The sequence below is a fragment of the Halobaculum sp. CBA1158 genome, assembly GCF_021431925.1.
Taxonomy (GTDB): Archaea; Halobacteriota; Halobacteria; order Halobacteriales; family Haloferacaceae; genus Halobaculum.
Genome location: NZ_CP090371.1, coordinates 1,922,766 through 1,936,728 on the forward strand (window position 1 = coordinate 1,922,766; position 13,963 = coordinate 1,936,728).

Below are 13,963 nucleotides of genomic sequence, written 5' to 3' on the forward strand. Positions count from 1 at the left end.
GGCGGCGGAGTCGGAGACGGCGAGCGAGTTCAACGCGAGTCGATCTGTCGAGTCGACCGTCGGGACCGACTCGGACGTCACGGCCGACGACCCTCTCGTCGAGGTCCGTGACCTGAAGAAGTACTACGACAACGACGGATTCCTCGGCGACGACCCGGTCAAGGCGGTCGACGGCGTCTCGTTCGACATCCGCCGCGGCGAGACGCTGGGGCTCGTCGGCGAGTCCGGCTGCGGGAAGACGACGCTCGGCCGGACGATCCTCGGCCTCGAGGACGCGACCGACGGCGAGGTCGTCTCGGACGGGCGCAACGTGGCGCGCCTCTCGGGGAAACAGCTCCGCGAGTGGCAGCGGGACGCACAGATGGTGTTTCAGGACCCCGAGGCGAGCCTGAACGACCGGATGACGGTCGGCGAGATCGTCCGGGAGCCGCTGGACGCCCACGACTGGGGGACCCCCGACGAGCGGAAACGACGCGTGTTCGAGCTGCTCGATCTCGTCGGCCTCAACGAAGAGCACTACTACCGCTACCCGCACCAGTTCTCGGGCGGGCAGCGTCAGCGCGTCGGGATCGCGCGCGCGCTCGCGCTCGAACCGGAGTTCATCGTGCTCGACGAGCCTGTGTCGGCGCTCGACGTGAGCGTTCAGGCCCGAGTGATCAACCTCCTGGAAGACCTGCAGGAGGAACTCGGTCTCACCTACCTGTTCATCGCGCACGACCTCAGCGTCGTCCGGCACATCGCCGACCGGGTCGCCGTGATGTACCTCGGCGAGGTGGTCGAGTTGGGCGACACGGAGTCGGTGTACGACGACCCGTCTCACCCGTACACGGTGTCGTTGCTGTCGGCGATTCCGGGGAGCCACACCGGCGTGGACCGCGACCGCGTGACGCTGCAGGGGACGCCGCCCTCGCCGCGGGACCCGCCCCAGGGCTGTCGGTTCTCCACACGCTGTCCGGCGAAGGTCCGTCCAGACGAGTTCGAGGACCTCTCACAGGACGCGTGGGAGCGCATCGACGCGCTTCATTCGGTGTTGCGTCAGCGGACGAACGCCGAGACGGGCGTCACCGAACGGCTGAAGCAGCGACTCGGGCTCGCGGCCGACGCGGCCGACGTCGACGAGGTGGTCGCCGATCTGTTCGGCTGGCATCCGGGCGACGACGAGGTCGAAGCCGGTCCCGACGACTCGCTGCTCACCGACGACGCCCGAACGGCCCTCAAAGACGCGATACAGTTCGCCCGCCAGGGCAAAGACGAGGAAGCGACCGCCGTACTACGGGAGGCGTTCGGATCGGTGTGTAACCGCGAACGCCCGGAGGCGCACGTCATCGACGACGACGGGCGCATCAGCCGGTGTGTCCGTCACCAGGACGGGTACGACGCGCCGAGCGAGGTCATCGACCGTCGATACGCCCACCGCGACGACTGACCGCCTCTCGCGACGTTCTTCTGCGATTCGACCCGCGGTTCGTGAGTCCGAACCGCGTCGTTTGGATATCGCGATATGGAGTTTATGAGACTGGCGTCGAACGAACTCGATCCCGCGCTGACGACAGGAGATCGCAGTCCGACCCGAATCGCCGCTTCCGAACGGACAACGAATTGGCCGCCGATTGATCCATACCGCTGCCGCACCGAACAACAGTATTCGAAGTCCGTGAGCGTCGCCCGCGCGGGTCTTCGCGGTCCGGTAACGCTCGACACACGCCGAAGATCAGTCGCTCGGTTCCGCGAATCGTCGTCTCGGTCGGATTCGATCGGCAGTCACAACCGAGCGTGTCGCCGACGAAGACGACCGCACGGGCGGGAGTGAAGCACGGAGATACGGGGACTAATACAGCTGACCCACTCGGTCCGGGCGACGATCACCGATACCCGGAGGATGTCACCGGCGCGGCTCGGTCCCGGGAATGGAAGCGAAACGACCCGATCCCCGGGGACGGAACCGATTGGGTCGATATGTACGGGGATACGTCACGATTCTACCTGAGAGCAACACGCGATTCTTCAAGGACAGTAGACGCTCGATGCTTCAAGGGTCGTCGGCACGGTCACGAAGGACGATCCGAGCGATCGCGAGACAGCCCGTCCGATCAATATCGTGTCGTTACTATGAACACAATATACAGACCAAATTATGCATCATCAGTAGTTTCGGCCTTAACCCTAAATTAGCCTCAAATTCCGGTAGATTCGCCTGTATAGCCAATTTTGAGCCACGCACATCGAGATTCACTATCCAAAATTAGTGTCTTACTCTCTCGGACCGCTAGCGATGCTTTAGAAGCGGTTTCGCGCCACTTCAGAGCAGTAGATAAAGTTCGCGAGCGCCTGCAAGTCTTGCAGGTCTTGAGAAACACCGAACCTGCAAGGCATAGCGAGGGTGAGAAGTGATGGCGACCTCCAGGTCGCCGTCGTGTTCTCGCTGCGGGAGAATCATCCCGCCCGAGCGACGTCTTCGAGACGGCTCCTACGAGTGCCCCTACTGTCGGACTGTCGAGCCCGACCGCTTCCTCGCAGCTCGTAAACAGGGGGTGCGTCAACGATGACGTACGAGCTGGAGAAGGCTCGCCGCATCGACGATCTCCTCGAGGAGGGAGAGATCGAGGAGGACGCGACAGCATACGCGTTCGAGGCGCTGGTGAGCAACATCGGAGAGTTCGACTTCGGTCGGGATGCTGGCCCAGTCGAGAAGACGTTCGCCGCGCTGCAGCGCATCGAGAGTCTGGAAGAGCGGGTCGACGAACTCAAACACGAGAACGAATCGATCCAGGAGACGGTCGACCGGCTCGGTGACATCGGCTCGAACAAGACCTCGAAAGAGCAGAAGATCGCAGCTGTCGTCACCTACGCCGACCAGGCGCGGGAGACCGACCAGTCACGGATCACCGTCACTCGCAAGAACGTGAAAGGCGCGGCCGGTGTCTCGCGCCGCTACGCGTACGACCTCGTCGACGACATGATCGACGGCGACGGTGAGAACGGAACGGTCGGCCCGGACGGCTTTGACTGGGCCCTCGACCCGGCTGCCCAGTCACGCGCGATCGACCAGGACGCGCCGACGAAGGGCGTCCTCATCGACTTCGATGTCCTTCACGACGATCCGGCGGCCGTGAACAAGTTCATCACAGGATCTGCGGCAGTCGGGGTGGCCGACTGATGATCTGGACGCGAGGACTTCCACCGCCCTTGTATTCCCCAACAAACGCGGTTGTGTAATTTATAGTTAGCAGGGGTCGGTTAGCAACGGGTCCGTCGACAGAAGCGTCGCGAAGCGTCGCGATTTCGACGGTCTCGGTCCGTTCATCTCGCCGATCCCGTGTGATGAACGAGTTCACACGAGGTTCACGATGTCAGCATCCAACGGACGACCCGAAGCACAGGACGATACGACCGAGACAACGGCGGACGAGCTGGTGTTCGTCACGAACGCGCAGACCTCGTCCCGGCGGATCTACCACTCGAGTCGCGACTGCCACCTGCTCGCCCAGACCGACAGCACGATCCGTGAGGTCACTCGCGAACGAGCGACCGAGATCGAGGAGCGGACCGAGTGTTCATCGACGGCGTGTGGCGACAGCCGATCGCACTCGGACGAGAACGACCCGCTGCGAGTCCTCCGCAAACTGGGCTACGACAGCGTCCACGGGGGTGCGTGATGCCGTCGGAGCACTCCCCAGCGGACCAGAGCGACCGGCGAACGTTCCCGACTCTCCGCGAGGACATCGGCGAGGATCCGGCGCGGTATCTCGACGGGCCGTGGGACGAGCGCGCCATGATGATCCGCGGTCGCATCTGTGGTATCGACTACATCGCGGTCGCCCGCGCGTGGATAGCAGTCGAGCGCCGCCTCGGTCGTGGTTCGGATGGCGGTCCGCGTGACGCTATCATCGAGCGCCTCAAGGACCGCATCGCGACGCTGGAGGCCGAGGGTGAGCGCCTCTCACCCGCGGAGTGTGCCGCCGTTCGCGAGCGCGTCCGCGCTGCTCACCCAGAGTGGGACGAGAGCGTGGACGTCGAGCGGCCGTCGCGACCGACGCCGCGCGGCCCGACGCCCGGGACGGATCGCTACGAGCGCGAGCAGGAGTCGGTCGGCAAGTCGGAGGCGAGCGGACTCGAGGACTTCGCTGTCGCGACCGACGGAGGTGGTGACGGTGAGTGATCCGTCTGTAGACGAGACTGATAACGAGAAGGACCTGCACCACGGACCGATGATGCAGGCTGAGCAGGACCCGTCAAACAATGAGTACGGAACGCCGTCGGAACTCTGGCGGCGGCTCGCTCAGCCCGTCGACGGATTCGATGTTGACCCGTGCTCGGGCGCGGAGGCCACGCCGATCGCGCCGACGCGTTACACCGAAGAAGACGACGGGCTCCGGCAGGCGTGGCACGGCGACGTTTTCGTGAACCCACCGTGGTCGTCCAACGGCGACGCCAGCGCGAAAGAACAATGGCTCTCGAAGTGCCGCGCGGAGGCGAACCGTGATGCCGTCGATTCGGTGGTCGTGTTGCTGCCGTCGGACACCTCGGCCGGCTGGTTCCACGAGCACGTCCTCGCTGCGGAGATCGTGTGCTTCTACGGCCCTGGTCGACTCTCGTTCGACGGCGGCGGCAAGAACCCGTCATTCGGTATCCTCATCCCGGTCTACGGCGACGACGCCGAAGCCTACCGCGACGTTCTCGACTCGATCGGCACGGTCATCGATGGCCGCGGGGTCTACCAGCCAACCATTCAGACTGGTCTGGTCGCAGCGGCCCAAAGAGGTGACTCTGCGTGACGACGACACGCTACCCAGGCAACCCGGACTTCCACGAGATCCCGCCGCGGTGCGCCGAGTGTGGCGAGTACTGCGGCGACTTCGAGAGCGAGAACCCGGCCGTCTGGGAGCGCAACGACAACTGGGATCTCCCGGACACCCACACGTGCCGGTGTCTCGACTGCGCTATCGAGCGCGCGATGGATCGACACGATATCGACGATCGCGACGAGGCACGAGAGGCTGTCCTGGGGGCGGTGTCCGGATGACCGACGATCGTCGCTGCCGCCGCTGCGGCGCACCCCACGCCGACCACCCAGACGCGAACAAAAACGGCGGTGGTGTCGGCCACTACTACAGCTGGGACGGGAGTCTCTGCCCAGTCTGTGTCGATGGTCGCCGACGGCGTCACGACTGCTACGTCGCCAAGGCGATCCCGCATCTCCTCGCTCGGGCCCGTCGCCGGCGTCGCGATGCACCGGCGACCACAACGCTGGAGGCATGGACGTGATCGCGCTGAAGCTTCCCGACGGTCTCCGTGAGGATCTCCCGCCGAGCACCAAACTCGTGCTGTTGATCCTCCAGGAGGCAGAACAACCACTCACACTCGATGCGATCGCAACGCGGACGGCACTCCCGAAAGAGACAGTGCGACGGCGATGTCGCGAACTCGTCGAGCACGACCTCGTCAGCAAGCATCCGTCGCTCTCCGACGCGCGTCGCGTCCGCTTCAAGGCGACCCAGACCGCACCCCCACCCCCAGATAGCGGGTAACCCTCCCGCTATCGCCGTTATTTAAGCGTTGGGTCACCGTGTACGAGGCAAGTCGTATAGCCCAACAGTGCCGTCGCCACTTCAGGGATGATCGGCGGCCCTGGCCCGATAGCTCGCGGTCCATTCTTACCCAGGATGTCCACCACCAGCACCACAGCCACATCCACACCTCGATCGACAGCGACGCCGACCGACACCGTCTCGGCAACCGTCAACGGGACCGAGCAAGACCTCGCGCCGGCCGCGGTCTTCGACCGTGTTGCCTTCCACAACGCCGGCGTCTGCTCGCACTGCTTCTCGCGGATCAAAGAGGTCGAGCACATCACCGTCGCCCACGGCGCGGTCGGGACTCGCGAGCGACGACTCGACACACGCGTCGAGGACGGCGTCCCAGGACATGGCGAGGTCGCCGACGGCGTGTTCGCCCCGCGAACGTTTTGCGAGACGTGCGGGAGTCAGTCGGGGCGCGCACTCGACGATACGCTGTCCCAACGCCAGGCAGTCACGTTCGCCCGGACGCTCGCCGACCGTCTGCAGGAGGTCGGCGTCGACATCGATGAGTCGTTCCTCGCCGACGCCGTCCGCACGATCCGTCGCGACCCACGAACGCGCGGGCTGGATACCGAGACGTTCCGCGTCGCGACCAAGTACGCCGTCATCCACACGGCGTAACCCCTCGGCTTCGCGTCGAGACCACGGTACACCACCATGTCCGGAGCAGCATGGCCGACCGACCCGACACACCTCACCGTGCGATTCCCGTTCGGCGACGAGGTCCTGGAGGGCACCGTCCGCGAGGAGATTCCCGCCGGCGACGTGCGTGGTCCCGAGCCGATCCTCCGCGTGTACGTCGCCGGCGCGATCTACCGGACGACGCGTACCGAGGCTGAGCCGATCCCTGACCGGTACTGAGCGAGCGCCCCCGTTTGAACTGCCCTCGCCACGAGGCAGGAGGGGACTGCATCGCTCACCAACCGGCCGGCCCGCGCTACCCAGCGCGTCACCTCCTCTCCGGCCAGTCTCGTCACGATCACATCGGCCGGCCGCCCCGACCGCGTGACAGTCACGCTCCTCTCGGAGCGCCGGGGTTCGACTCCCCGACGCGGTCCTTCGTATCGTCCTGTGACCCCACCCAACGGACACCTGTCCACCCGCCCATGATGGATGCGACTGCCAAGTACCAAGCAACTCCGCACACTCCTCGCGCTCGTCCTCGCGTTAGGACTGTTCGGACTCATCGCCTGGAGTACCGTCGACCCAGAGACCACCCTTCGCGCCGCCGACCGCGCCGCAATCCTCGCGCTCATCGTCGCGCTGCTGGGGATCGAACGTGGTCTCGAGCACTTCCGCCCACTCATCACCGATGCCCTTGCCGGCGCGATCGAGGGCGCGGCCACCAGTTCAGACGAGGGCGACGATGACGGTGGTTGAGACGCTCGGGCTCATCGCCGGCGCGGTCTGGATCTGCGCGGCGCTGTACTTCGAGCTCGCGCGCGAAGAGGACTTCACCGAGTACGTCCTCCTGTTCCTCGGTATCGGCACCGGGCTGTGGCTCCTCACATCCGCGACGTGGACCGGCCCGCGCGTCGCGACGCTGCTCGCGACGGCCGCAAACCTCGTGTTCGCGCTGCTCGGGTTCGGCGCGTGGTACTGGCTCGAACACGTCCGACCTGACACGGCCGTCGACGACGTCGACCAAGATCTCGTCTGACCATGACTGAAGACCTGACCGAGATCCCTGGAGTCGGCCCTGCTCGCGCCGACGCGCTCACCGACGCTGGCTTCGACACGCCCGCCGATGTCCGCGACGCATCGCCGGAGGCTCTCGCCGACCGCGTCGACGGCTTCGGCGAGAAGACCGCCGAGAAGGTGTACGAAAACGCGGCCGCCGGCGACAACGTCGCCGAGATGGGTCGCCCGTCGAAGCTCAACGTCCAGCGCCAGGAGGCGATCGCCTCGATGATCGAGGACGGCCAGTCGATCCGCGCGGCGTGCCGGTGCAACGGCATCAGTCACGAGACGTTCTACGACTGGCTCCGAAAGGGCGACGAGCAGGAGGAGGGCGTCTACGCTGACTTTGCTGACAGGATCGCACGCGCACGCGGTGCCGGAGAAAGTCGCCTCGTCGACGACATCATCGAGACGGCACGCGAGAAGGGCGACACGCGAACGCTCCTCTCGGTGCTGAAGTCGCGCTACCCCGAGTCGTGGGGCGACGCCGACGCCGGGGACAGCGAATCCACGGTCGAGGTCTACCTCACCGCCGATCGAGACTGATCATGAGCACGAGCACCGTCGGCCAGGACGCCGTCCCGCAACCGACCCACGCGCAGTGGGATCGCGGGCGGAACACGGAGCCCCTGCGCCCGTACGTCCACGGCGACCTCGACGTCGCTCCCCAGGAGGAGTTCCTCGCCGGTCCCGCAGGCGAGGCACCGACTGAGTCGACGGCGCAGTCGCACGCGTTCGTGTCCGGGCTCGGTGCCGGCAAGACCGCAGCGGGGATCATCCGCGCCGTCGCGAATGCCGAGCGATGGAACCCGGGCGAGCTCGGGATGATCGTCGCGCCGACGTCGCCGGCGATGAAAAACGCGATCCTCCCTGTGATGCGGGAGTTCGGCCTCCTCGACGCCTGGGAATACCGCGGGAAAGGCTCGGAACAACCAGGCCTCCACACGCCGTCGGGGTCGCGCATCATTCTCGAATCGGCTGACAACGACCGCAAGATCCAGCGCCTCCGCGGCCCGAACCTCGCGTGGGTCTGGATGGACGAGGCGGCCGCGATCGCCGAGCGGGCGTGGGAGATCCTCGCCGGTCGTCTCCGCGTCGGTGACTACCGGAACGCGTTCGTCACAACCACGCCGAAGGGGAAGAACTGGGTCTACGACCGCTTCTACGACGACTCTGGAAAGGCAGTCCACCGCGAGGATCCGTACGAAGTCGTCACCGCGAATGACGCACGGGGCGTGTTCGGCGTGCCGTCGTGGGTCAACCCGCACAACCCCGACGACTACGTCGAGCGCCTGGAGCGCGAGTACTCGGGCGACTTCTTCGACCAAGAGGTCCGCGGTGAGTTCACCAAGTTCGAGGGCCTCGTCTACCCGTGGTTCGAGCGCGACACGCACGTCCTCGACGAGACCCCCTCACCGGACGAGCTCGACGAAACGATCTACGGCGTCGACTGGGGTCACAACAACCCAGCCGTCGTCCTCGCGCTCGGTCGCCGTGGTGACCAGTGGGTCGTCTTGGAGGAGTTCTACGAGCGCCGGTGCACGGTCAACGACCAGGTGGACGTCGCCGAGCGCATCGTCGACCAATGGGGCACGGGGCGCGTCTACTGCGACCCGGCAGACGCATCGAGCATCGAGACGTTCCGCAGGGCCGGCCTCGACGCAGTCCCCGCGCAGAATGACGTCACGCCGGGGATCCAGGCGGTCGCCTCGAAGCGAGATGAACTCCGCGTCGTCGCCGCCTGCCAGAACGTCCGCAACGAGTTCGGCCTCTACCAGTACAAGGACGCCGACCAGGGCGACGATCCGGAGAAGAAGAACGACCACGCGATGGACGCGCTCCGATATGCGCTGTTCTCTCACGAGCGCTCCGGCGGCCGCGTCAGCCGTGCTGGCTCGATGAGCGACCTCCTGGGGTGACCAACTGATGGATTTCCAACGACATAACACGACCGACGGCGCGGTGTTCGTCGCGCCATACGACAAGAACAGCGTCTGGGAGAAAATCGAGTCGAAGCTCTCGACACAGACCGAGACGCCGACGCCGTCGTCGGGCGAGCGTGGGCGCGATGAGAGCGGCGGCCCGGTGACCCGGTTCAACAACATCTTCACCGGGATCGGCGAGCACGCTCTGGAGGCGCTGTCTCTCAACGGCTACGAGATCGCCAATGGGATCCGGACTCGACGGGATGAACTCTTCCGCAACGAGTTCCCGCTGCTCCGTCCCCGGTTCGCGGTCAAGTGCACCGAGTGCGAGACGGAGTACCAGTCCGACGTCGACGAGTGTGAGCTGTGCGACGCCGGCGAGGATGCGCTCCGTCGCCCCAGCCCCGAGGAGAAGCGCCGGTTCGAGAAGATGTTGGAGTCGGTCAACAAGGAGGGGCAGTCGTTCCGTGAACTCGCGAAGTACGCCGAGGATGACCAATGGCGGTTCGGCGTCCCGATCATCGTGTTGACCTATTCGTGGACGGTCGCGACCGACGGGTCGCAGATGTACGACGCCGGCGAGATCGTCTCGAAACAGCCGGAGGAGATGCTCCGGGGTGATCCGAAGCAGATCGTCCCGGTCGTCGACGAGGATGGCCGTGTCGGTGGTCATTGGTACATCTGCCCCGTCCACCGCGACGACCACAGCACCAAGCCGGGGTTCTGCGACAAATGCTCGGCCACGCTGCGCGAGGTCTACTTCTGCGAGCCAGACGGGAAAGACAACGCGTCGAAGTACTACCTGGAGGAAGAGATCCTCACGTACCCGTACGCATACCCGCGGCTTCACGGGCTCGACGGCCTCTCGCCGGCACACCACGTCTGGCTCAAGCAGGCCATCCTCGAGTTCATGGACGAGTACGCGGGCGCGTTCTACGACACCGACTCCGAGCGGATGCCGAACCAGATGGGGATCCTCCACACGACGAACCCGGACCAGTGGGAGCAGGTGTTCGAGGAAGCGCGCGAGGATGCGAAGGACGACGAGTACGACACGCCGTTCTTCACGAACGAGTACTCCCCGACGTCGTCGTCGACGCCGGAACTGCAGATCGTCGATACGATGCCCGACGAGCTGCTCGGGCAGAACGGCGATCTGAAGAAGGACTTCAAGAGCGACATCCGACAGGCGTTCGGAATCACCGACGTCTTCGACTCCGAGCTGGAGGACGCCGGCGGCCTCAACAACGAAGGGCTGCAGATCGAGGTAACTGACCGCTCGATCGCCTCCCAGCAGCACGACTACGTCACCGGCTGGCTCGATACGCTCGCGAAGCGCCTCGGGATCGAGGACTGGATGATCGCGTTCGTCCCCGGGCAGGATCAGGACGTCGACTCGCTGCAGGACAACATCAAGACTGCCGCGATGGCGGACAAGGCCGGCCTCGACGCACGCCTCGAGGATGGCGAGGTCGAGGTCGCCGACGGAGACGTGAACGCACAGGATCCGTCGCTTGGACAGACGCCGTCGTCGACGGGGTTCGGTGGATTCGGTGACGATGGATCGCCCGATGGCGGCGGTGATGCGCCGGGGGAAGCGAAAGCCCGTGACGGCACCGAGCCCGAGGCTGTCCGCGTCCTTCGTGAGGCAGAGGATCACATCGTCCGCGCTGACGCCGCGGAGACCAAGGCCGAACCGTTCTTCGACGAGGACGACGACATCCCGGAGTTCGTCGAAACGGCCGTCCGCGAGGCGCTGGACTCCGGGGCGATCCACTCGTCGTTCGAGCAGCTGTCGTCGCGAGCGCGCGCCGAGCTCATCGACTTCTTCGAGGAGAAGCTCACGCAGCCTCAGGGGTGGTCGCTGGAGTCGCTGGCGACCGACATCGAGGATCGGTTCGGCGTCAGTCACGAGTACGCGGAAACGCTCGCTCGTGACCAGGCCGGCGACGTCCTACGGAAGGCGCGCGAGGTCGGCTACCGCGAGCAGGGCGAGCTCGACGAGCGCGTGTTCAAGCACGTCGGGCCGGCGGACGATCGCAAGTCGGACGCGTGCTGGTGGCTGCTCGAGGAGACTAACCCAGCCTACGGCGGCACGCCCCGGCCGCTCGACGAGTATAAGGGCCTGATCCAGGAGGCGAACCGTCGCTTCGTCGACGGGCCGAGCGGCGAGTTCAAAGCCCACATCGGGTGCCGAGACACCTACGTGGAGCACTTCGACTAACGAGGATTTCTGACATGAGTACCACCAGCAGATTCGGCGTCGTGAGCCCCGGCCCTACCGCCGGCCACAAGGAGGACAACACGCTGTCACCCGAGGCGCTCCCGGAGCAGTTCCGGGACGCCCTGGAGGCCGACGACTTCGTCATCTACGGCAAGGCGTCGATCGAGCAGCACGACATCGACGACGTCCCGACGCTCATCGAGATGGACGCCCTCGAGGGCGCGCTCGATCGCTACTTCGAGAGCGAGTCGGCCCCGGGCGTGATCTCCGTCGGCCATCGCGACATCATCGTCGGGCGGCCGCTCCGCTCCTACGAGCTCACCGAGGAGCGGACGGTCGTGGTCGGCGACGAGACGTACGAGTTCGAGGCTGGCGACGAGCTGACCGCGCACGTCGAGGACGCCGACGACGACGGCCGCCCCGAGTTGTGGCTCCCCGCGCAGATTGACGGGGAGACGGAGTTCGGCAAGCGGATGCGGATCCAGGCTCTCACCGGAGAGCTGGACGGTTACTCCGTGACTGTTCGCCGGAACAAAGCCGAAGGTAGCGAAGAGGGCCGCCGGATCACCGAGTGCGACCTGCACGCGGTGACGCTGGGTACAGCAGAGACGATCAAAAACCCCGGGAGTGAGTTCGGCGTCGCCGAGATCAAGGCGGCGCTTGGGCTCGGTCCCGAGGAGTCGACGGCTCCCGATGACGCCAGCTTTGCCTCCGAGCTGGTCGAGGGCCTGGAGGAGCGTACAATGGGAATTTTCGACGACCTACTCGGCAAGGAACTGGAGCAGAAGGGCAAGGAGCTCCAGGAAGAGGCCGATACTGACACCGACGCACCGAGCGACAACGACGATCCTGCGGAGATCAAGGACGGCGCTGGCGACGACCCCGACGAGGACGAGCCGGCAGAAGAGAAGATGGACGCTGAGGCCGTCGCCACGGCGATGGCGGAGATGATGGATATCTCCGTCGACGAGGCGATGGCGATGCTCCAGGAGGGCGAGACGCCCGACGACGATGACGACCCAGACGACGATGACCCCGAAGACGGTGAAATGAAGGGCACCGACGAGCCTGAGACGACCGGGTTGTCCGAGGAGGACATCGAGGCGAAGCTGGACGAGAAGGGCGTCGTCACCGAAGACGAACTCGACGCCAAGCTCGACGAGCAGGCGGAGGAGTTCAAGAGCGTCCTCGGTGACTTCGTCGACGACGTCTCCGAGACCGTCGAGTCGAAGCTGGAGACGGGACAGACCCCCTCGCCATCGGGCGACGGTGGAAACAGCCTTTCTGATCAGATCTCCGAGAGCCGGGAACGGCAGGGGAGCAACTGATGTCCGCACGACACACCTACCTACCGAGTGGCTACTACAGCGGGAACAAGTTCGGTGACCTGAGCGCGGCGTTCTTCGACGGCGCGCTGGAGTCGAAGGCGACCTTCGACAGCGGCGTCGACGGGATCAACAACGACGTCTACGGCGAAGCGCTGTGGAACCAGGTCAACCTGAAGACGAACCTCTTCGGCGCGATGCCGAAGATCGACGCGACCTCGGCTTCGACGAGCATCGACGACCCTCGACCGAAGACCTTCCGCGTCGCGCACAACCCTCCGACGGTCGATGATGTCGGCGAGGGAGGGGCGATCCCGACCGCACAGACGTACGACGTCGAAGAAGTCTCGGCGACGCCGAAGCGGTCGCCGCTCGTCATGGAGTCGACGGTCCTGCAGGAGATCAACGCACAGCTGCAGGACGGCCTCGGCCTCGACGAACTCGACATCCTCTCTGAGGACTACCTTGAGCGCTCGATCGAGCGTGACAACCTGACCGCTCCCGTATCGAGTGGCGGGACCGCCTACGCGGACGAGAACAACATCACATCGATCGACCGCGTCGTCGCAAGCGCCGACGAAGAGGCGAACGCACAGGACACGGCCGACAACGCCCTGACTGACGGCGACCTCGACGTCTACGACATCGACCGCTCTGCGGTTGGGTCGTGGGCTGACGCGTACGTCGACCACAACGCTGCGAGTGGGGACCGCCAACTCACGGCGTCGCTGTTCGACGACTTCCTGGATGCGTACTTCGAGAACGGGACGGCCGTTCGCGAGAACGCGGTCATCGTCTCTGGTCGCGACACGCTCCGCGTGCTCGGCGATCTGAAGAACGACGAGGTCTACGCCGAGGTCGGATCGACGCCCGGCTCCCGCGAGAGCGCGGGTGACAGCGGCGAGTCGCGTCTCGGGCAGGATGTCAACACTCGCGTCTCGACGTGGGACGGGATCCCGATGCTGCCGGTCGAGTCGATGCCGTCGGACACGCTCTCGCGGATCTACGTGTTCGACTTTAGCGACAAGGTCGTCAACGGTGTCAACTACGGCCCGAAGATCGGCATCGAGAACTACATGGCACCGTACGTCGAGTCGGCTGGCCAGGGCCAGGACCAGGGCTTCCTGTCCATCGGGGAGTTCAAGAACAAGGTGCTGTACCTGATGTACCACGAGGTCGTCTGCCGCGACTTCGGTGCACAGGGCAAGCTCCGGGACCTGTCGGAGTGAT

The 13,963-nt window shown here is 65.4% G+C and carries 16 protein-coding genes; all 16 read left to right on the forward strand.

The window, feature by feature from the left end; all coding sequences use genetic code 11:
- Positions 1–112 precede the first annotated feature (112 nt).
- The 16 genes from Hbl1158_RS10055 (at position 113) to Hbl1158_RS10130 (ending at position 13,962) form a co-directional block, all read left to right on the forward strand.
- Positions 113–1,426, forward strand: coding sequence for an ABC transporter ATP-binding protein (locus Hbl1158_RS10055; protein ID WP_234299515.1), 1,314 nt, complete (start codon positions 113–115; stop codon positions 1,424–1,426).
- 1,116 nt (positions 1,427–2,542) lie between these two features.
- Entirely contained in the window at positions 2,543–3,157 is a 615-nt protein-coding gene (locus Hbl1158_RS10060; RefSeq protein WP_234297113.1) for a hypothetical protein, read from the forward strand.
- A 190-nt stretch (positions 3,158–3,347) separates the two neighbouring features.
- The gene (locus tag Hbl1158_RS10065) at positions 3,348–3,656 is read left to right on the forward strand and encodes a hypothetical protein (RefSeq protein ID WP_234297114.1); all 309 of its coding nucleotides are present in this window, start codon (positions 3,348–3,350) and stop codon (positions 3,654–3,656) included.
- Positions 3,656–4,159 (forward strand): hypothetical protein, encoded by a 504-nt coding sequence (locus tag Hbl1158_RS10070; protein ID WP_234297115.1) that lies wholly within the window; start codon positions 3,656–3,658, stop codon positions 4,157–4,159. Before Hbl1158_RS10065 ends, Hbl1158_RS10070 begins: the two co-directional genes overlap by 1 nt.
- Complete coding sequence (locus tag Hbl1158_RS10075) at positions 4,152–4,775, forward strand: phage N-6-adenine-methyltransferase (protein ID WP_234297116.1); 624 nt, start codon at positions 4,152–4,154, stop codon at positions 4,773–4,775. The genes Hbl1158_RS10070 and Hbl1158_RS10075 overlap by 8 nt, the downstream gene beginning before the upstream one ends.
- On the forward strand, positions 4,772–5,023 hold the full coding sequence (locus tag Hbl1158_RS10080; protein WP_234297117.1) for a hypothetical protein: 252 nt from the start codon (positions 4,772–4,774) through the stop codon (positions 5,021–5,023). The genes Hbl1158_RS10075 and Hbl1158_RS10080 overlap by 4 nt, the downstream gene beginning before the upstream one ends.
- A gap of 232 nt (positions 5,024–5,255) precedes the next feature.
- Positions 5,256–5,528 carry a helix-turn-helix domain-containing protein gene (locus tag Hbl1158_RS10085; RefSeq protein ID WP_234297118.1) on the forward strand — a complete coding sequence of 91 codons (273 nt, stop codon included), beginning with the start codon at positions 5,256–5,258 and terminating at the stop codon, positions 5,526–5,528.
- Between the two features lie 135 nt (positions 5,529–5,663).
- Positions 5,664–6,200 (forward strand): hypothetical protein, encoded by a 537-nt coding sequence (locus Hbl1158_RS10090; RefSeq protein WP_234297119.1) that lies wholly within the window; start codon positions 5,664–5,666, stop codon positions 6,198–6,200.
- 36 nt (positions 6,201–6,236) lie between these two features.
- Positions 6,237–6,440, forward strand: coding sequence for a hypothetical protein (locus Hbl1158_RS10095; protein WP_234297120.1), 204 nt, complete (start codon positions 6,237–6,239; stop codon positions 6,438–6,440).
- Positions 6,441–6,692: 252 nt separating this feature from the next.
- The gene (locus Hbl1158_RS10100; RefSeq protein WP_234297121.1) at positions 6,693–6,959 is read left to right on the forward strand and encodes a hypothetical protein; all 267 of its coding nucleotides are present in this window, start codon (positions 6,693–6,695) and stop codon (positions 6,957–6,959) included.
- On the forward strand, positions 6,946–7,239 hold the full coding sequence (locus Hbl1158_RS10105; RefSeq protein WP_234297122.1) for a hypothetical protein: 294 nt from the start codon (positions 6,946–6,948) through the stop codon (positions 7,237–7,239). The genes Hbl1158_RS10100 and Hbl1158_RS10105 overlap by 14 nt, the downstream gene beginning before the upstream one ends.
- Before the next feature lie 2 nt (positions 7,240–7,241).
- Positions 7,242–7,805, forward strand: coding sequence for a helix-hairpin-helix domain-containing protein (locus tag Hbl1158_RS10110; protein ID WP_234297123.1), 564 nt, complete (start codon positions 7,242–7,244; stop codon positions 7,803–7,805).
- A gap of 2 nt (positions 7,806–7,807) precedes the next feature.
- Positions 7,808–9,178 (forward strand): phage terminase large subunit, encoded by a 1,371-nt coding sequence (locus Hbl1158_RS10115; RefSeq protein ID WP_234297124.1) that lies wholly within the window; start codon positions 7,808–7,810, stop codon positions 9,176–9,178.
- A 7-nt stretch (positions 9,179–9,185) separates the two neighbouring features.
- The gene (locus tag Hbl1158_RS10120; RefSeq protein ID WP_234297125.1) at positions 9,186–11,408 is read left to right on the forward strand and encodes a heavy metal-binding domain-containing protein; all 2,223 of its coding nucleotides are present in this window, start codon (positions 9,186–9,188) and stop codon (positions 11,406–11,408) included.
- A 14-nt stretch (positions 11,409–11,422) separates the two neighbouring features.
- Positions 11,423–12,736 carry a hypothetical protein gene (locus Hbl1158_RS10125; protein WP_234297126.1) on the forward strand — a complete coding sequence of 438 codons (1,314 nt, stop codon included), beginning with the start codon at positions 11,423–11,425 and terminating at the stop codon, positions 12,734–12,736.
- Positions 12,736–13,962 carry a hypothetical protein gene (locus tag Hbl1158_RS10130; RefSeq protein WP_234297127.1) on the forward strand — a complete coding sequence of 409 codons (1,227 nt, stop codon included), beginning with the start codon at positions 12,736–12,738 and terminating at the stop codon, positions 13,960–13,962. Before Hbl1158_RS10125 ends, Hbl1158_RS10130 begins: the two co-directional genes overlap by 1 nt.
- Position 13,963 lies beyond the last annotated feature (1 nt).

What these genes read in the sequence shown, in the direction of transcription:
- Hbl1158_RS10110 (WP_234297123.1), top strand. Translation starts at nt 7,242, where the DNA reads ATGACTGAAGACCTGACCGAGATCCCTGGAGTCGGCCCTGCTCGCGCC.
- Hbl1158_RS10065 (WP_234297114.1), top strand. Translation starts at nt 3,348, where the DNA reads ATGTCAGCATCCAACGGACGACCCGAAGCACAGGACGATACGACCGAG.
- Hbl1158_RS10130 (WP_234297127.1), top strand. Translation starts at nt 12,736, where the DNA reads ATGTCCGCACGACACACCTACCTACCGAGTGGCTACTACAGCGGGAAC.
- Hbl1158_RS10060 (WP_234297113.1), top strand. Translation starts at nt 2,543, where the DNA reads ATGACGTACGAGCTGGAGAAGGCTCGCCGCATCGACGATCTCCTCGAG.
- Hbl1158_RS10105 (WP_234297122.1), top strand. Translation starts at nt 6,946, where the DNA reads ATGACGGTGGTTGAGACGCTCGGGCTCATCGCCGGCGCGGTCTGGATC.
- Hbl1158_RS10115 (WP_234297124.1), top strand. Translation starts at nt 7,808, where the DNA reads ATGAGCACGAGCACCGTCGGCCAGGACGCCGTCCCGCAACCGACCCAC.
- Hbl1158_RS10095 (WP_234297120.1), top strand. Translation starts at nt 6,237, where the DNA reads ATGTCCGGAGCAGCATGGCCGACCGACCCGACACACCTCACCGTGCGA.
- Hbl1158_RS10070 (WP_234297115.1), top strand. Translation starts at nt 3,656, where the DNA reads ATGCCGTCGGAGCACTCCCCAGCGGACCAGAGCGACCGGCGAACGTTC.
- Hbl1158_RS10125 (WP_234297126.1), top strand. Translation starts at nt 11,423, where the DNA reads ATGAGTACCACCAGCAGATTCGGCGTCGTGAGCCCCGGCCCTACCGCC.
- Hbl1158_RS10100 (WP_234297121.1), top strand. Translation starts at nt 6,693, where the DNA reads ATGCGACTGCCAAGTACCAAGCAACTCCGCACACTCCTCGCGCTCGTC.
- Hbl1158_RS10090 (WP_234297119.1), top strand. Translation starts at nt 5,664, where the DNA reads ATGTCCACCACCAGCACCACAGCCACATCCACACCTCGATCGACAGCG.
- Hbl1158_RS10120 (WP_234297125.1), top strand. Translation starts at nt 9,186, where the DNA reads ATGGATTTCCAACGACATAACACGACCGACGGCGCGGTGTTCGTCGCG.
- Hbl1158_RS10085 (WP_234297118.1), top strand. Translation starts at nt 5,256, where the DNA reads ATGGACGTGATCGCGCTGAAGCTTCCCGACGGTCTCCGTGAGGATCTC.